This window comes from Kitasatospora sp. HUAS MG31 (assembly GCF_040571325.1).
GTDB lineage: Bacteria > Actinomycetota > Actinomycetes > Streptomycetales > Streptomycetaceae > Kitasatospora > Kitasatospora camelliae.
Genome location: NZ_CP159872.1, coordinates 3,751,866 through 3,767,426, shown reverse-complemented (window position 1 = coordinate 3,767,426; position 15,561 = coordinate 3,751,866). Strand labels below are relative to the sequence as shown.

Annotated in this window: 10 protein-coding genes and 3 tRNA genes; 9 read left to right on the top strand and 4 right to left on the bottom strand. The window is 75.5% G+C overall.

What is annotated here, in order from left to right; genetic code table 11:
* Positions 1-108: 108 nt before the first annotated feature.
* The 3 genes from ABWK59_RS17035 to ABWK59_RS17025 all read left to right on the top strand — a co-directional run bounded on the left by ABWK59_RS17035 (position 109) and on the right by ABWK59_RS17025 (position 3,513).
* Positions 109-1,089, top strand: coding sequence for a DUF1906 domain-containing protein (locus ABWK59_RS17035; RefSeq protein WP_354641437.1), 981 nt, complete (start codon positions 109-111; stop codon positions 1,087-1,089).
* Positions 1,090-1,261: 172 nt separating this feature from the next.
* Complete coding sequence (locus ABWK59_RS17030; RefSeq protein ID WP_354641436.1) at positions 1,262-2,920, top strand: long-chain fatty acid--CoA ligase; 1,659 nt, start codon at positions 1,262-1,264, stop codon at positions 2,918-2,920.
* 95 nt (positions 2,921-3,015) lie between these two features.
* A complete protein-coding gene (locus ABWK59_RS17025; protein WP_354641435.1) occupies positions 3,016-3,513 on the top strand; it encodes a DUF4396 domain-containing protein in 498 nt (165 codons plus the stop codon).
* Positions 3,514-3,559: 46 nt separating this feature from the next.
* Here ABWK59_RS17025 and ABWK59_RS17020 read toward each other — a convergent pair whose 3' ends face one another.
* Positions 3,560-6,856 (bottom strand): PAS domain-containing protein, encoded by a 3,297-nt coding sequence (locus ABWK59_RS17020; protein ID WP_354641434.1) that lies wholly within the window; start codon positions 6,854-6,856, stop codon positions 3,560-3,562.
* Positions 6,857-7,057: 201 nt separating this feature from the next.
* Between ABWK59_RS17020 and ABWK59_RS17015 the strand changes: the two genes are divergently transcribed.
* From ABWK59_RS17015 to ABWK59_RS17005, 3 genes are all read left to right on the top strand, one after another.
* Positions 7,058-7,148, top strand: a tRNA-Ser gene (locus ABWK59_RS17015).
* Positions 7,149-7,340: 192 nt separating this feature from the next.
* Positions 7,341-7,416: transfer RNA gene (locus ABWK59_RS17010), tRNA-Arg, on the top strand.
* A 34-nt stretch (positions 7,417-7,450) separates the two neighbouring features.
* A tRNA-Arg gene (locus tag ABWK59_RS17005) sits at positions 7,451-7,526 on the top strand.
* 98 nt (positions 7,527-7,624) lie between these two features.
* On the opposite strand, the gene ABWK59_RS17000 is transcribed toward ABWK59_RS17005, so the two are convergent.
* On the bottom strand, positions 7,625-8,824 hold the full coding sequence (locus tag ABWK59_RS17000; RefSeq protein WP_354641433.1) for a globin domain-containing protein: 1,200 nt from the start codon (positions 8,822-8,824) through the stop codon (positions 7,625-7,627).
* 10 nt (positions 8,825-8,834) lie between these two features.
* The gene (locus ABWK59_RS16995; RefSeq protein ID WP_354641432.1) at positions 8,835-9,245 is read right to left on the bottom strand and encodes a globin family protein; all 411 of its coding nucleotides are present in this window, start codon (positions 9,243-9,245) and stop codon (positions 8,835-8,837) included.
* A 324-nt stretch (positions 9,246-9,569) separates the two neighbouring features.
* Here ABWK59_RS16995 and ABWK59_RS16990 point away from each other — a divergent pair, with 324 nt between their 5' ends.
* Positions 9,570-12,404: an Ig-like domain-containing protein gene (locus ABWK59_RS16990; protein WP_354641431.1), complete on the top strand. Its 2,835-nt coding sequence runs from the start codon at positions 9,570-9,572 to the stop codon at positions 12,402-12,404.
* A 156-nt stretch (positions 12,405-12,560) separates the two neighbouring features.
* On the top strand, positions 12,561-13,859 hold the full coding sequence (locus tag ABWK59_RS16985) for an SPFH domain-containing protein (protein WP_354641430.1): 1,299 nt from the start codon (positions 12,561-12,563) through the stop codon (positions 13,857-13,859).
* Positions 13,860-13,945: 86 nt separating this feature from the next.
* On the opposite strand, the gene ABWK59_RS16980 is transcribed toward ABWK59_RS16985, so the two are convergent.
* The gene (locus tag ABWK59_RS16980) at positions 13,946-14,911 is read right to left on the bottom strand and encodes an aldo/keto reductase (RefSeq protein WP_354641429.1); all 966 of its coding nucleotides are present in this window, start codon (positions 14,909-14,911) and stop codon (positions 13,946-13,948) included.
* A gap of 208 nt (positions 14,912-15,119) precedes the next feature.
* Here ABWK59_RS16980 and ABWK59_RS16975 point away from each other — a divergent pair, with 208 nt between their 5' ends.
* On the top strand, positions 15,120-15,323 hold the full coding sequence (locus ABWK59_RS16975) for a hypothetical protein (protein ID WP_354641428.1): 204 nt from the start codon (positions 15,120-15,122) through the stop codon (positions 15,321-15,323).
* The last annotated feature ends 238 nt before the right edge of the window (positions 15,324-15,561 follow it).

The following is a 15,561-nucleotide window of genomic DNA, read 5'->3' as shown; positions in this document are numbered from 1 at the left end:
CGCAGGTCCGGCCGGGTGAATCGCGGTTAACCGTCCGCGCGCCGAGGGCCCGACGTGACGGGAGGTCAGTAGCCCTGGAGGGTGCGCTACTTAGGTCCGGCGGCGACCGTGTCCGCCTCGCTCGTGCTGCTGCTCGCCACCGGCCTCGGCGGGGCCCCCGAGCCCGCCGCCCCCGGCGCCGGGACGGGACCCGCCACCCGGGCGCCGGCCACCGTCCCGGTCGAGGCCCTGACCCTGGAACCCGCCGCTGCGGCGCTCCCCACGTCCACACCCGAGACATCACCCCCACCGTCCGGGCCGTCCGGGCAGGCCTCACCGGCCCCGGCCCGCCGGGTGCTGGCCGACCCGGTCGCCCGCGGCCGTACCCCGCTCCCCGCCGAGGTGTTCACCGGCGCGGGCTTCGACGCGTGCAGCGCACCCGCGCTGGAAACCATGAGGGCCTGGCGGGACTCCTCCCCGTACGGCGCCCTCGGCGTCTACGTCAGCGGCCGGCAGCGTGCCTGCGGCCAGCCCAGGCTCACCGCCGACTGGGTTCGCCGGGTCCGCGCCATGGGCTGGCGGCTGTTGCCCACCCACGTCGGCCTCCAGGCGCCCTGCGCCCCCGCCCGGCAGCCCTCGCAGCGCATCGACCCCGACCGCGCCGTCCAGCAGGGCAAGGAGGAGGCGGCCGAGGCGGTCCGCGCCCTGAAGCGCCTCGGTCTGGCCAAGGGCAGCCCGGTCTACCTGGACATCGAGGCCTATCCGCGGGGCGACGCCCGGTGCAGCGGGGCGGTGGTCGACTTCGCCCTCGGCTGGACCCAGGCCCTCCACCGGGCCGGCTTCCACGCGGGCCTCTACTCCAGCACCGACTCCGGCGTCGCCGACCTGTCCGCCGCCGCCCGGGCCGGCAGCTCCCCGCTGCCGGACGCCGTCTGGTACGCCCGCTGGGACGGCAGGGCCACCACCACCGACGGCGCCGGCGCCCTCGGCGCCGACCTCTGGTCCCGGCAGCGGCGGGTCCACCAGCACTGGGGCAACGTCAAGGAGACCTACGGCGGCCACACCCTCAACATCGACCGCGACCAGCTCGACACCCTGGTCGCCCGTTGAGCCCTCCCCCTCCCACGCCGCGGGTTCACCTTTCCGGTGAGCCATCGGTCACGGCCGCCCGCTACTGACACCGGACCCCTCGGACCGTCAGAATCGGGCCACGCGGCGCACGACTACTCGTGGGTAGCCCGGGTGCCGCGCCGCCAGCTCCACCCGGTCAAGGAGGACCCGCGTGTTCAGCACGATGCAGGACGTACCACTCACCGTCGCCCGGATCCTGACCCACGGGGCCACCGTCCACGGCCGCTCCACCGTCACCACCTGGGACGGCACCGGCCCGGTCGTCCGCAGCTACGCCGAGGTCGGCGCCCGCGCCGCCCGGCTCGCCCACGCGCTCCACGACGAGCTCGGCGTCCGGGAGGACACCGTGGTCGCCACCCTGATGTGGAACAACGCCGAACACCTGGAGGCGTACCTCGCCGTCCCCTCCATGGGCGCCGTCCTGCATACCCTCAACCTCCGCCTGCCGGCCCACCAGCTCGCGTACATCGTCAACCACGCCGCCGACCACGTGGTGATCGTCGACGGCACCGTGCTGCCGCTGCTCGCCGGCGTGCTGCCGCAGCTGGGCGACACCCTCCGGCACATCGTGGTCAACGGCCCGTACGAGGCCTCGCTGCTCGACGGCTTCACCGGCGGCGTGCACGCGTACGAGGACCTGATCGACGGCCGCCCGGACGCCTACCCGTGGCGGACCGACATCGACGAGCGCCGGGCCGCCGCCATCTGCTACACCTCGGGCACCACCGGCGACCCCAAGGGCGTGGTCTACAGCCACCGCTCGGTCTACCTGCACTGCCTGCAGGTCAACGCCGCCGACAGCTTCGGACTGACCCCCCGCGACACCGCCCTGCCGGTGGTGCCGATGTTCCACGTCAACGCCTGGGGCATGCCGCACGCCGCCTACATGTCCGGCGCCAACCTGCTGATGCCCGACCGCTTCCTGCAGCCGAAGCCGCTCGCCGAGATGATCGACCGGGTCCGCCCCACCGTGAGTGCCGCCGTCCCCACCATCTGGAACGGTCTGCTGGACGAGCTGGACGCCGGCGGCCACGACACCTCCTCGCTGCGCATGGTGGTGATCGGCGGCTCGGCCTGCCCGCCCGCGCTGATGAAGGGCTTCGAGGAGCGGCACGGCATCCGCGTCGTGCACGCCTGGGGCATGACCGAGACCTCCCCGCTGGGCACCTTCGCCCAGCCCCCGGGCGGGCTGACCCCCGAGCAGGAGTGGCCGTACCGGCTCACCCAGGGCCTCTTCCCGGCCTCCGTCGAGGCCCGGCTGATCGGCCCGGGCGGCGAGCGGATGCCGCACGACGGCGAGTCCGCCGGCGAGCTGGAGGTCCGCGGCCCGTGGATCGCCGGCGCCTACTTCGCCGGCCAGGGCAAGGAGCCCGAGCGGCCCGAGGACAAGTTCAGCGAGGACGGCTGGCTGCGCACCGGCGACGTCGGCACCATCACCCCGGACGGCTACCTCACCCTCACCGACCGGGCCAAGGACGTCATCAAGTCCGGCGGCGAGTGGATCTCCTCGGTGGAGCTGGAGAACCAGCTGATGGCCCACCCCGAGGTCGCCGAGGCCGCGGTGGTCGCGGTGCCGGACGAGAAGTGGGGCGAGCGGCCGCTGGCCACCGTGGTGCTGCGGCCCGGCGCCACCGCCGGCCTGGCCGAGCTGCGCGCCTTCCTGGCCGAGCGGGTGGCCTCCTGGCAGCTGCCGGAGCGCTGGGCGATCGTCGAGGCCGTGCCCAAGACCTCGGTGGGCAAGTTCGACAAGAAGGTGATCCGGGCGGACTACGCGGCCGACCGGCTGGAGGTCACCCTGCTCGGGAAGTGAGGCGCCGGGCGGGCTCCTCCGCGTTTCCGGGAATACCCCCAGGGGGTATGTGGTTGTCGAAGCCGAACGGTGAGGACGACACGGAGGGGCCCGCCATGGACAACCGCCACGCACACCACCAGCACCCCCACCACCGGCACCACCACACCCCGCCCACCGGCAGCAGCTGGCGGACCGCCGCCCAGGCGACCCTGCACTGCCTCACCGGCTGTGCCATCGGCGAGATCCTCGGCCTGGTCATCGGCACCGCGCTCGGCCTGCACGGCGGCGCCACCATCGCGCTCTCCGTGCTGCTCGCCTTCGCCTTCGGCTACGCCCTCACCATGCGCGGCGTCCTGAGGGCCGGCCTCGACCTCGGTCAGGCGTTCCGCGTGGCGCTGGCCGCCGACACCCTGTCGATCGTGGTCATGGAGATCATCGACAACACGGCCATGGTCGCCATCCCCGGCGCCATGGACGCCGGACTGGACAGCCCGCTCTTCTGGGCCTCCCTGGCCGCCGCACTGGCCCTGGCCTTCGTGATCACCGTGCCGGTCAACCGCTGGCTGATCGGCCGCGGCCGGGGCCACGCCGTGGTGCACGCGCACCACTGACCCCGGCCTCCCGCCGGCGCAGAGCCGCCGGCATCCGCGGGGCCGGTCACTGACCCGCGGAGCCGACCTCGCCCATCGCGCCGATCCGGGTCAGCAGGTCGACGATCCTGGACTGCACGTCCTCGGTCGTCGACCGCTCGGCCAGGAACAGCACCGTCTCACCGGTCCGCAGCCTCGGCAGCTCCTGCGGATCGAGGTCCACCGAGGTGTAGACGACCAGCGGCGTCCGGTACAGCCGGTCGTTCGCCCGCAGCCAGTCCAGCAGCCCGACCCGGCGGCGACGGATCTGCAGCAGGTCCATCACCACCAGGTTGGGCTGCACGCTGCTCGCCCGGGCCACCGCCTCGTTCTCGTCCTGGGCGTGCTCCACGTGCATGCCCCGCCGCTCCAGGCTGGCGATCATCGCCGCCGCGATGTCCGGGTCGGACTCCACCAGCAGCACCCGCGCCGCGTGGTTCTCCCCGTCCCGCGGAGCCAGCGCCCGCAGCAGCACCGCCGGATCCGCGCCGTACGCGGCATCCCGGGTCGCCTGCCCGAGACCGGCCGTCACCAGCACCGGAACCCGGCTGTTCAACGCCGCCGTCCGCAGCGACTGCAGCGCCGTCCGGGTGATCGGACCGGTCAGCGGATCCACGAACAGTGCCGCCGGCAGCCCGGCCACCTGCGCGTCCACCTCCTCGCGGGAGCGGACGATCACCGGACGGTAGCCACGCTCCTGCAACGCCTGCGCGGTGGACGGATCCGGCTCCGGCCAGACCAGCAGCCGCCGCGGACCGCCGTCCACGGCCACGACCTGGTCCCGCTGCTCCGCCGACTCCTCCTGAGCCCCGCCGGCGGGCGCGAGCTCCGCCATCGGACGCGGCGGGGTCCGCGGCTCCAGCGCGGTCGCCGTCGCCGGCCGCGCGGGCATCAGCTCCAGCGCCCCCGAACCGCCACCGGACTCCGGCCCGGACCCGTTGACCTCCGCGACCGACCCGCCCGGCCCGGCCGGGACCGGCTGCGTCGCGACCGCGCCGCCCGCCGCCGCGGCCTCGGACTGCGCGAACTCCCCGGGGAACGCCGGGGCGAAGCCACCACCCATCGGACGCGGCGGTGACAGCTCACCGAGCCCCGACCCCACCGGCCGCGGCTGCTCGGGAACCACCGGCGCCGACGCGGGCATCGGCGGGATCGCCGCCGCCGGCCGGGCCGGCTCCAACTCCGCGGCCGGAGCCGCCTCGGCGGCCGGCTGCTCCACGGACGCCGGCTCGGGCGCCGCGGGCTCGGCCGGTACGGCCAGCCGGCGCCGACGGCCGGTCGGCTGCACGGCGGGAACCACCGGCTCCGCCGCGGCGGCCGGAAGCGCGTTCTCCAGACCCGGGTACAGCTCCGCCCCCGGAGCCGGCAGCCCCGGAAGGGCCAGCCCGCCCAGCGACTCGTCACCCGCCGGTACGGCCCGTCGGCGCCGGCCGACCCGCCCGGTCTCCTCACCGCCCTGCGCGGACCGCGCCGCATCCTCGGCCGCAGCCGGAAGCGCGTCCACCGCAGCGGCGGTACCCGGCACCGCGTCGGCCTGCTCGCGGCCGGCGGCCGGCGACTCGGGACCCGTCGGGGCCGCGCCCTGGCCGGCACCCAGCACCACCGGGCCCTGGCCGCCCTCGTCCGCCGCCGAGGAGTCGATCCCCCGGCCCTCGGAACCCTGGGCCTCGCCCGGCCCGGCGGGCTTCCCGGCGCCGCCCTCGGCACGCTTCGCCGCAGCGGCCGGCGGGACCTCGGGCAGGTCCGGCAGCATCGCCGTGTCGGTCTCCTTGGGCACCCGGCGGGCCCGGCCCGCCGCGCCCGCAGCGGCCGCCGCCGGATCCAGCGGAAGCTCCACCACGTACGTCGTCCCGGCCCGGCCGGGCAGCTCGTGCCGCTGCAGCACGCCGCCGTGCCGCTCGACCACCGCGCGGGCGATCGGCAGGTGCACCGGGCTCGCCTTGCGGGCCGGCCCGCGGACCTCGATCCGGGCGACCTCGCCGCGCTGAGCGGCGGCCAGCACCACCATCGGCGCGTCCCCGCCCACCGGCGGGAGCGCCGGAACACCCAGCCCGGCGCCGTCCGCCGTTCCGGTCGCCGCGTCCAGCGAGGGGGTCACCCCGCTGACGTCCGCGACCAGGTGGGCCAGCGCCCCGGCCAGCCGGTCGCGGTCGGCCGAGACCTCGACGGCCGCCGCGTGCACCGAGTAGCGCACCCGACCGGCGCCGACCAGCTCCCCGGCCAGCTCCACCGCCTGCTGCACCACCTCGTCCAGCCCGACCTCGGCCCGCTCCAGCGGCTTCTTGCCGCCGTCCGAGGTCGAATCGAACCGCTGGTGCTCCAGCACGCCGTCGATCAGCCGGCCGAACCGGCGGCACTCGTCGGCCAGCCGGCGCAGCGTCCAGTTCGCCTCCGGCCACAGCTGCCCGGCCGGGTCGCCGGCCAGCGCGTCGATCCGGCGGTGGAGGGCGGTCAGCGCGTCGCCGAGCTCCTCCTCCAGGACCGCCGTCAGGTGCTCGTTGCGGGCGATCAGCGCCAGCTCGCGGGTCTTGTCGGTGAAGGTCATCACCGCACCGACCAGCTGGTCGCCGTCCCGCACCGGCGCCGTGGTGACGTCCACCGTCACCGGGGTGCCGTCCTTGCGCCAGAGCACGGTGTTGCGCACCCGGTGCTTGCGTCCGGAGAGCAGCGTGTCCAGCAGCGCCGAGCCCTCCAGGGCCAGCGGGCTGCCGTCCGGCTGGGAGTGCTGGATCAGCGGGTGCAGCTCGCGGCCGCCCAGCTCGCTGGCCCGGTAGTCGAGGATGTGCGCGGCGGCCGGGTTGACCAGCACGACGCGGCCCTCCAGGTCCACACCGAGGACGCCCTCGGCCGCGGCCCGCAGGATCATCTCGGTCTGCTTGTGCTGCCGGCGCAGCTCCGCCTCCACCCCGAGGCGGCCCGAGAGGTCCCGGACGAGCAGCAGTAGCAGGTCGCTGCCCGCGGAGGCGAACGGCAGGAAGCCACTGGGCTCGCCGGCGCCGTCGTCGGCGAAGTCGTTGCCGGACACCTCGACCGGGAAGGTCGACCCGTCGGTCCGGCGGGCGGTCATCCGGACCGGGCGGTCCAGCCCCTCCGGCTCGGCGGCCGCCGGCCGCATCGAGCCCGGGATCCGGCTTGGGTCGAACTCGGGGAGGAGGTCGAGAACACCCATCCCCACGAGTGACGTACCGGGGGTCTGCATCGCCTGCACTGCGGCCTTGTTGGCGTCCACCACCGTGCCGTTGCTGTTCACCAACAGCAGCGGATCGGGCAGGGCGTCGAGTATCGCGGCGAGGCGAGCAGCGCCTCGGGTCGGCCTGCTGCTCACGTCGACAGGTCTCCTCACGGCTTGGGGCCGCCGCTGCGGCTCGCGGCTCGCGCTCTCCTCGGGAGACTGGAGTATCTCATTCTTCTTTGCGCCGTGGACGACCCGCCCAGTATCGTTGTCGGTGGTTGGTGCCAGGGCCTCAGGCTGTGGCATCATCGCAGTCGCACGGAGTGCGCCGCTGGTCGGCGCGGTCCGGGTGAAGGAGGCGTCGCCTAGTCCGGTCTATGGCGCCGCACTGCTAATGCGGTTTGGGTCTTAAAGCCCATCGAGGGTTCAAATCCCTCCGCCTCCGCATCGGAGAGCCCCGACGGCCATCGGCCGCCGGGGCTCTCGTGCGTCCGGCTGCCCTCCGATCGCCGCTCCGGCGCTGGTCCGATGGCCGGTGCGGCCCCTTGACGGGCCTCGCCGCAATCGATTTCGCCCCAGGTCGAGGGTCATGTAATGTTGTCCCCGCACCGCCCCGGAGGCCAGGCCGACAGGGCGAGCGCTCATAGCTCAACGGATAGAGCACTTGACTACGGATCAAGAGGTTGCAGGTTCGAATCCTGCTGAGCGCACCAACCTCCGCTCGCGGCTCCTCCAGGGGTCGTACGAGCGCTCATAGCTCAACGGATAGAGCACTTGACTACGGATCAAGAGGTTGCAGGTTCGAATCCTGCTGAGCGCACCAGCCGAAGGCCCCGGACGAGAGTCCGGGGCCTTCGTCGTGTCCTGGCCGCCCGCCGAGGCCCGGCCCCGGCGGGCCGGGGCGGGCGGAGCCCGGGCCGGTCAGCCGAGTTCGGTCCGGTTGATCCACGGGACGTCGCGGCGGTCCAGGAACCAGTCGGACGAGGTCAGCGGCCGGGCCCGGTTGAGCGTCGCCGGCACCGGGTCGTGCCGGATCAGCGCGGGGTCGGCGCCCTGGACGGTCAGCTGCCGGGCCACCGCCGGGGCGAGGCCCGGCGGCCCGCTCAGGTGCACGTCGTACCCGGCGCAGTCCCCGAGGTCGCGCAGCCCCTCCAGCAGCAGGGCGATGCCCTCCTCGCGGGGCGCGCGGTCGGCGGGTGCGGCGAGCAGGACGTGCAGCCAGGCGTGCCGCTCCACCAGGGCGTGGACGGCGGGCAGGTCGTACTGGTCGGCGTCGTCCCGGGCGGCCAGGAAGACGGTGGCGGGCCGGCCGCCGTCCGACGCGAGCTGCTCCAGCAGCGCCTTGGTCTGGGCCCAGCCGGTGCCACCGGCGACCGCGAGCAGCGGGCGGGCGGAGCCGGGGTCGAGCACCGCCTCGCCCAGCGGCGGGCCGATGCGCAGCCGCTCGCCCGGCATGACCTCGTTGACCAGGGCGGTGGAGAGCTGCCCGTCGGGCACCCGCCGGACGTGCAGCTCCAGGCTGCCGTCGACGCGCGGGGCGCAGGCGATGGAGTAGGGGCGCCAGACCTGCGGACGCCGGTCCGAACTGAGGGTGAGGTACTGACCGGCGGTGAACGGGTAGGGGCGGTCGGGGGCCAGGGTGAGCACCACGACGTCGGGCGCGGCCCGGCGGCGGCGGAGCACCTCGGCCTCCCACCAGCGCGGCGCCTCCTCGGGAACGGCCGCGGCGGCGTCGATCATGGCCTGGGCGATCACGGTGTACGCCTCGGTCCAGGCCTTCTCGATCTCGGTGGTCCAGGAGTGCCCGGAGAAGTGCCGCAGGGCGGCGATCAGGCTCGCCCCGACGGCCGGGTAGTGCTCGGGCGCGGCCCGGAACTTGCGGTGGTCGCGCCCGAGCGCCGCCAGGTACCCGGCGAGCCGTTCGGGGTCGTCGAGCCGGAGCACCAGCTGGGTGAGCGCTGCGAAGAGCCGGTCGCGCTGCTCGGCCAGCCGGGCGGGGAACAGCTCCTGGACACCCGGGTTGTGGGTGAACAGGTGGGCGTAGAAGTACCTGGTCAGCTGGTCGGCGCGGCGCTCGACGACGGCGAAGCTGGCGCGGATGACCGCGGGGTCGAAGGGCACCGGGCCGGCCTCACGCCGAGGGCGCGGACGGCACGGCTTCCGCCATGGCCTCGCCCATCGTCCCGGCCACCACGCCGTACACGGCGGTCCAGGACTCGGCGGCCTCGGGCGTCCAGGCGTCGCCGGCGAAGTGCTCCAGGGCGGCCAGCAGGCTCGCCCCGACGGCCGGGAAGTGCTCCGGCACGGCGCCGTACCCGGCGTGCCGGCGGCCGAGGTCGCGCAGGATCCCGACCAGGGTCTCGGTGTCCTCCAGGTGGGTGACCAGGGCGCCGACGGCCGCCCAGAGGCGATCCTGCTGCTCGTCCAGGTGTTCGGCGAACAAGCCCCGGACCTGCGGGTTGTGCTCGAACAGATGGCGGTAGAAGTGCGCCGTGACCTGCGAACCGTGCGGTTCCACGACGGCGAAACTGCTCTTGATCACTGCGGGATTTATGGTCACGGGCTCTGACTCTACTGATAGCCGCACCAATTCGAACAGAGTCGATTGATGAATGATCAAAAACTTTACGGTTAAACCGTGTTGCGCCATGCGGCGCCCGGCGTCCGCGCCGTACGGGCGGCGGGTGCGTCCGGATGCGATCCACGGCCGGGCGGGCGGCCGCCAATCGGGTGGTGGGGCGATCACCGAAGCGGTGTCGCGGTTTGACCGACTCCCGATCGTGATTCCCTTTTGTCGGATCGTATGGCGTCGTCAGAAATCCCGCCCGGCACGCGACTTGGCGGCAGATCGACGAAGGAGAGCCGGATGTGCCGACAGTCCCGCCACCGCGCACCGGCATCCGTCGCGGGCCCCGTCCGGGCGCGGCGCGGGCGCCGTACGGTCGGCCGATCGGCGGCGGCCGTGCTCGCCACCGGCCTGCTGGTCGCCCTGAACGCCGGGCCGGCCGTCCGCGCCCAGCAGACCCCCGGAACCTGGTCCCCGGAACGCCGGGCCGTCCTGCCCTCCGGCCTCACCGTCCAGCTGGACTTCGCCCCGCTCCCCGGGGTCACCGCCACCGCCGCACCCGGCGCCCTCGCCGCCCGCGCCGGCCGTGCCGACGGCAGCGGCCCGGCCTATGCGGACGGCCTCAAGGCGGGCGATCCGGCCGAGACCTTCCTGGTCGCCGAGCAGCGCCCCAACGCCGACGGCTCCTGGCGCACCCTGGGCACCCTGCAGATCTCCTTCTCCCGCCCGGTCCGCAACCCCCGCCTGCACGTCAGCGGCCTCGCCGGGACGGCCACCGGCCGATCCGGCACCACCGTCACCACTACCCGACTGACCGTCACCGGCGGCTCGCCGAGCGCCCCGAGCCTGGTCGGCCGGACCGGCTGGAGCGGCTGGACGGTCAGCCCCGGCGACCTCACCCCGGCCGCCGAGACCGCCACCCCGGCCGCGGCCCCGGCTGCCGTCGAGGGTGCCGGCACCCTCGAACTGGCCGGCACCGTCGGCACCGTGGTCCTCCGCGTCGAGCAGCGCAGCACCGCCCTGTCCGGCAGCACCACACCCCCCGCCGCCCTGCGCCAGGCGTACACCGTCACCCTCGACGAGAGCCTGGGCAGCGCACCGCAGGGCTACGGCACCGTCTCGCACCTGCTCTCCGACCTCTTCCTCGGCCAGGACGCCGCCGGGGCCGCCGCCCGGTCCGGCTCCGGTCCGGCCGCCCCGTCCCCGGCCGCCCCGCCCGGGACCGGGGACCGGCCGCTGGTCGCGGTGGACGGCGGCGCGACCCCCCGCAGTCCCTGGGCCAACCCGGGCCCGTCCCGGCTCCAGCCCGGCCGGTCCGGCTACCGGGGCGCCGACCCGACGCTCGCCTTCCCCGCCGAGGCCGCGATCGGCCGGTACTACGGCCTCGACGTGCCGGTCAGTGCCGGCGGCTCCCCGGCCACCCTGGCAGGCTGGCTCGACTTCGACCGCAACGGCCGGTTCGACCCGCCGGAACGGGTGCAGGCCGAGATCCCGGCCGGTGCCACCACCGCCCACCTGGAGTGGACCGTGCCCACCGGCGCCGCCTCCGGGGACACCTGGGCCCGGCTGCGGATCGCCCGCGGCGGCACCCAACTCGTCGGCCCCGGCGGCTTCGCGGACTCCGGGCAGGTGGTCGACCAGCAGATCAGGCTGGCCGTCGGGGCGGCCAGGCCCGAGATCTCCCGACCGGCCACCGGCACCATGACGGCCGACGCCCGACCGGAGCTGCGCGGCGAGGGCGCCATGCCGGGCGCCGGCGTCGCGGTCGTCTCCGGCGACACCGTGCTCTGCCAGGCCACCGCCGCGGCCGACGGCGGCTGGTCCTGCCGCCCGGACGCCCCGCCCGGCCAGGGCACCCACACCCTGGTACCGGTCGAGACCACCAAGAGCGGCCAGGTGCTCCGCGGCGAACCGGTCCGACTGACCGTCAAGACCACCCCGCCGACCGCCCCGGTCCTCACCCTGCCCGAGTTCACCAACGACCCCGGCCTCCTGATCACCGGCCTCGGCGAACCCGGCAGCACCGTCGCCGTCACCGTCGCGGCCACCCCCGGACGCCCTGTCACCGAGCTCTGCCGCACCGCCGTCGCGGCGAACGGCAACTGGTCCTGCCTTCCGGTGGAGAACCTCCCGGACGGGCGGTACCAGCCGGTCGCCACGGCCGTGGACGGGGCCGGCAACCGCACCGACGGCAAGCCGGTCGCGCTCACCGTGGACACCGCCGCACCGGCCCGGCCGGTACTCACCGCCCCGGCCGCCGGCGAGACCCTCCACACCGCCCGCCCCCGGTTCGGCGGCCGGGCCGAGGCCGGCGCCACCGTCACCGCCCGGGCGGCCGGAGGCGAGCGGACCACCCTCTGCAACGCGGTGGTCGCCGCCGACGGCACCTGGAACTGCACGGCCACCCGGGATCTGGCGGAGGGGGAGCAGGCCCTGGTCGCCACGGTCACCGACCGGGCGGGCAACGGGACGGCGGGGGAGCCGGTGACGGTGACGGTGGCCCCGGCCGCGCCGCCGTCACCCCCGGCGTCGCCCACGCCGTCCGCCGCAGCGGCCGCACCGGCGCCCCCCGTGCCCTCCGCCCCGGCGGCGCCCAGCCTAGGAGTTCCGGCCGCCTCGCCGAGCCCCTCGCCGTCCGGATCCGCGTCCGCAGCGCCGGCCTCCGGACCCGGCGGCAGCCCGAGCACCCGGCGGTCCGCCTCCCCGGCCGTCCCGAGCGGCTCCCTGAGCGGGGCGTCCCCGCGCCCGTCCCCGCCCGTGGCGGAGGCCGTGGCCGCCGCCGGTGCCGCGGTCCTGCGGGCGCTCGACGGCCCGGCCGCCCGGCAGCCGACGTCCCCGCCGGCCCCCACTCCGATCCCCGCGCCGGGCCAGGGCGCGGCTGTCTCCCGTCCGCCCTCGGCGGCCCCGAAACCCCGCGATGCCCCCGCCGGGAACGGCCCCGCGGAGACCACCGGCCGCGCCGGAGCCCGCCCGGCCGCCCCTCGGGAGCAGCCCGCCGGCACCGCCCCGGTGGCCGCCGGCTCGCTCCGGCCCGGCTGGCGGGGGACGGCCGTGGCCGGCCTGCTGCTCCTCGCCGCCACCGGGCTGCTCGCCCGCCGGGTGCTCGCCGAGGGATCCGGCACCCGCCGCCGCTGATCGCGAGGCAGGCGATCCGACGGTCCGTCAGTCCAATGGCGGACAGAACGTGAACAAAACATCCCATCTGATGGCATATCAATCTAGCCTGGCTGGCACTGCCCATCCGTTCCGGGCCGCCCGTCGCGCGACACACCGAACCCCCGAGGACCGAGCATGGACGTCACCCGCGACTCATCTCAGCGCCCCGACACCTGGCCGGCCGACCTGACCGAACACCCCCAGGCGGGCGCCACCCAGCTCAGCCGGGTGATCGCCAGGGCCGTGACCAGGCCGCTCATCAGCCAGCCACCGCCCGCCCGGGACGAGCTGGAGGACGGCCCCGCCACCCAGCCCCTGCCCAGGGTGATCGACCCGCCGGCCACCTCCCTGCGCAAGGCGAGCGCGCTCAACGGCCCGCGCCCGGCGCGCTCCGAACCCGCCGAACCCGCCGAACCCGCCACGCCGGCCGAAGCGGCCACCGAGGGCCACTCCGCGCGCCGCCCCCCGCGCGCCGACCACTCCATCCGCGAGCGGACCGCCTTCTCCCTCCCCGGCTGGAGCGCCCTCCTGGTGCTGCTCCTCGCCGTGGCCGGCGTGCTGGCGGCCCTGATGAACGCCGGGGTCCTCGCGTCGGTCCTCGGCCTCCCCGACCTCCGCAGCCCCGCGGCCCTGGCGACCGGCCGCCCCGACCTCTCCGCGCCGATCATCACGGAGATCTCCGCCGCCGGAGTCCTCATCCTCGCCGCCGTGGCCGGACTGCTCACCAACCCCGGCGGCCGGACCCGGGTGCTGTCCCGCTGGGGCCGCTACCGCGGAACGGTCCGCCGCACCGGGCTGATCTGGGTCAACCCGCTGCTGCGCTGTCGCCAGGTCGACGTCCGGCTCCGGCACTGGCGCAGCGATCCGGTCCAGGTCACCGACCGCAACGGCATGCCGATCATGGTCCGGCTGCTCGTCGTCTGGCGGGTCAGGGACACCGCGCGGGTGCTGTTCGCGATCGAGGAGCACGAGACCTACCTGCGCGAACAGGTCGAGGCCGTGCTCACCCGGACGGCCAGCACCCTGCCCTGCGACTCCCACGCCGAGCCCGGTCCCGCCCTCCGCGACGGCCAGTGGTTCGCCGACGAGCTGACCCGGGCGCTCGCCGCCGAGACCGCCCCCGCCGGGCTGGAGATCTACTCCGTCCAGCCGCTCTCGCTCGACTACGCCCCCGAGGTCGCCGAGTCGATGCGCCGTCGCCGGATGGCCGAGCTGGACGCCGGCCTGCGCACCGCCCTGGTCGACGACGCCGTCGAGGCGGCCGCGCTTGCCGTCCGGCGACTGGAGCGCGTCACCGCACAGGACCTGGATGAGGCCGCCCGGCGGGCGCTCATGGAGCACCTGCTGGTCGCCTTCGTCGCCCCCGCCGGGGTCACCGCGGTCACCGCCGGCCACCTGCCCCGGTCACCGCGCAAGGAGGCGAGGTCCGGCTGACCCGCGCTCCGGGAAACCATCCACAGGCTGTGGACGCCCCCGACGGTCGAGGGCGTCCACAGTCGTGTTGGGTGCGGTGATCGCGGTCAGGCCGAGGCGGCGTCCAGCAGCTTGAGGTCCTCCGGGGTCAGGACCAGCGCGGCCGCGTCCAGCAGCGGGGCCAGCTGCTCGACCGTCCGGGCGCTGGCCAGCGGGGCCGCCACCGTGGGCTGCGCCGCCAGCCAGGCCAGCGCCACCGAGGCCGGCCGGACGCCGTGCGCCCCCGCGACCTCGTCGAGCGCGGCGAGCACCTGCGGGCCGCGCGGGTCCTCCAGGTACCGGCCGGCCCCCTGCGCCCGGGCGCTGTCCACCGCCGCCCCGCCCGGCCGGTACTTGCCGGTCAGGAAGCCGGAGGCCAGCGCGTAGTAGGGGACGGCCGACAGCCCGTGCTCGTCGACCACCTCCGCCAGTGGGCCCTCGTAGGTGCCGCGGGAGACCAGGTTGTAGTGCGGCTGCACGGCGACGTACCGGGCCAGGCCCTCCCGCTCGGCGAAGGCCAGCGACTCGGCGAGGCGCTCCGGGCCGATGTTGGAGGCGGCGACCTCGCGCACCTTGCCCTCGCGGACCAGTTCGTCCAGAGCCGTGACGATCTCCTCCACCGGCGTCCCCGGGTCGTCCCGGTGGGTGTAGAAGAGGTCGATCCGCTCGATGCCGAGCCGCCGCAGCGACTCCTCGGCGCCGCGCTTGATCGTCGCGGCCCGCAGCCCGGTCAGCTCGGGGTGCATGCCGACCTTGGTGGCGAGGACGATCCCGTCCCGGTTGCCGCGGCTGCGCAGCCAGTCGCCGATCACGGTCTCCGACTCGCCGCCGGTGTTGCCCGGCACCCAGGCCGAGTACACGTCGGCGGTGTCGACGAAATTGCCGCCGGCCGCCGCGTAGGCGTCCAGCACGGCGAAGGAGGCGGCCTCGTCCGCCGTCCAACCGAACACGTTGCCGCCGAGGGCGAGCGGGGAGACGGCCAGGTCGGAGGAGCCGAGGCGGACACGGGCGGAGTCACTGCGGGTTTCGGTCATACCCCGGGTCAACCGGGCACCCCGGACCGCCATTCCGGCCTGCGGCCCCCGTTCACGAACCCGTCGCACGCCCGTAGCGCGCGGCCCGCCGTAGCCCGGGACCGCCCCTTCCGGGAGCCGTCGCGGCAGGTGAGGGGACGGTGGAGAACGCCGATCCGTCGGGGGTCCGGGGTGTCGGCCGGGCGGGGCGGTTGGCTAGAGTCCTGCCATGGCTGACAACGACTACGACCCCGCCGGCAGCACTCAGATGTTCCGGGCGTTCGTCGACGAGGCCCCGGCCCCGCAGGCCCCGGGCTCCGTCACCACCTACGGCAGCAACAACACCTCGTCGAGCCGGACGGGCCTGATCGTCCTGGTGGCCGTCGCCGCCATCGCCGTGCTCGGCGCCGTCGTCTGGCTCGCCGTCAAGTAACACCCTCCGACCGAACCACCGCTTCCGCCCCGGGCGGGTGCCGCCGAGGCGCCCGCCCCGGTCCGCGCGGCCGATCGGCGCCGTGCTCCCGGCCGGAGCACACCGGACCCGGCCGCTGCCGCGGTGTGCCCTGCCCGCGGGCCCGGGTGCCGGCGGAGGACGATCATCGGCCGGCGCGGCTCCGTCGGCGGCCGGCCCTAGACTGAACGGGTCCGCGCCTCTCGTACGGCCGTGCCCA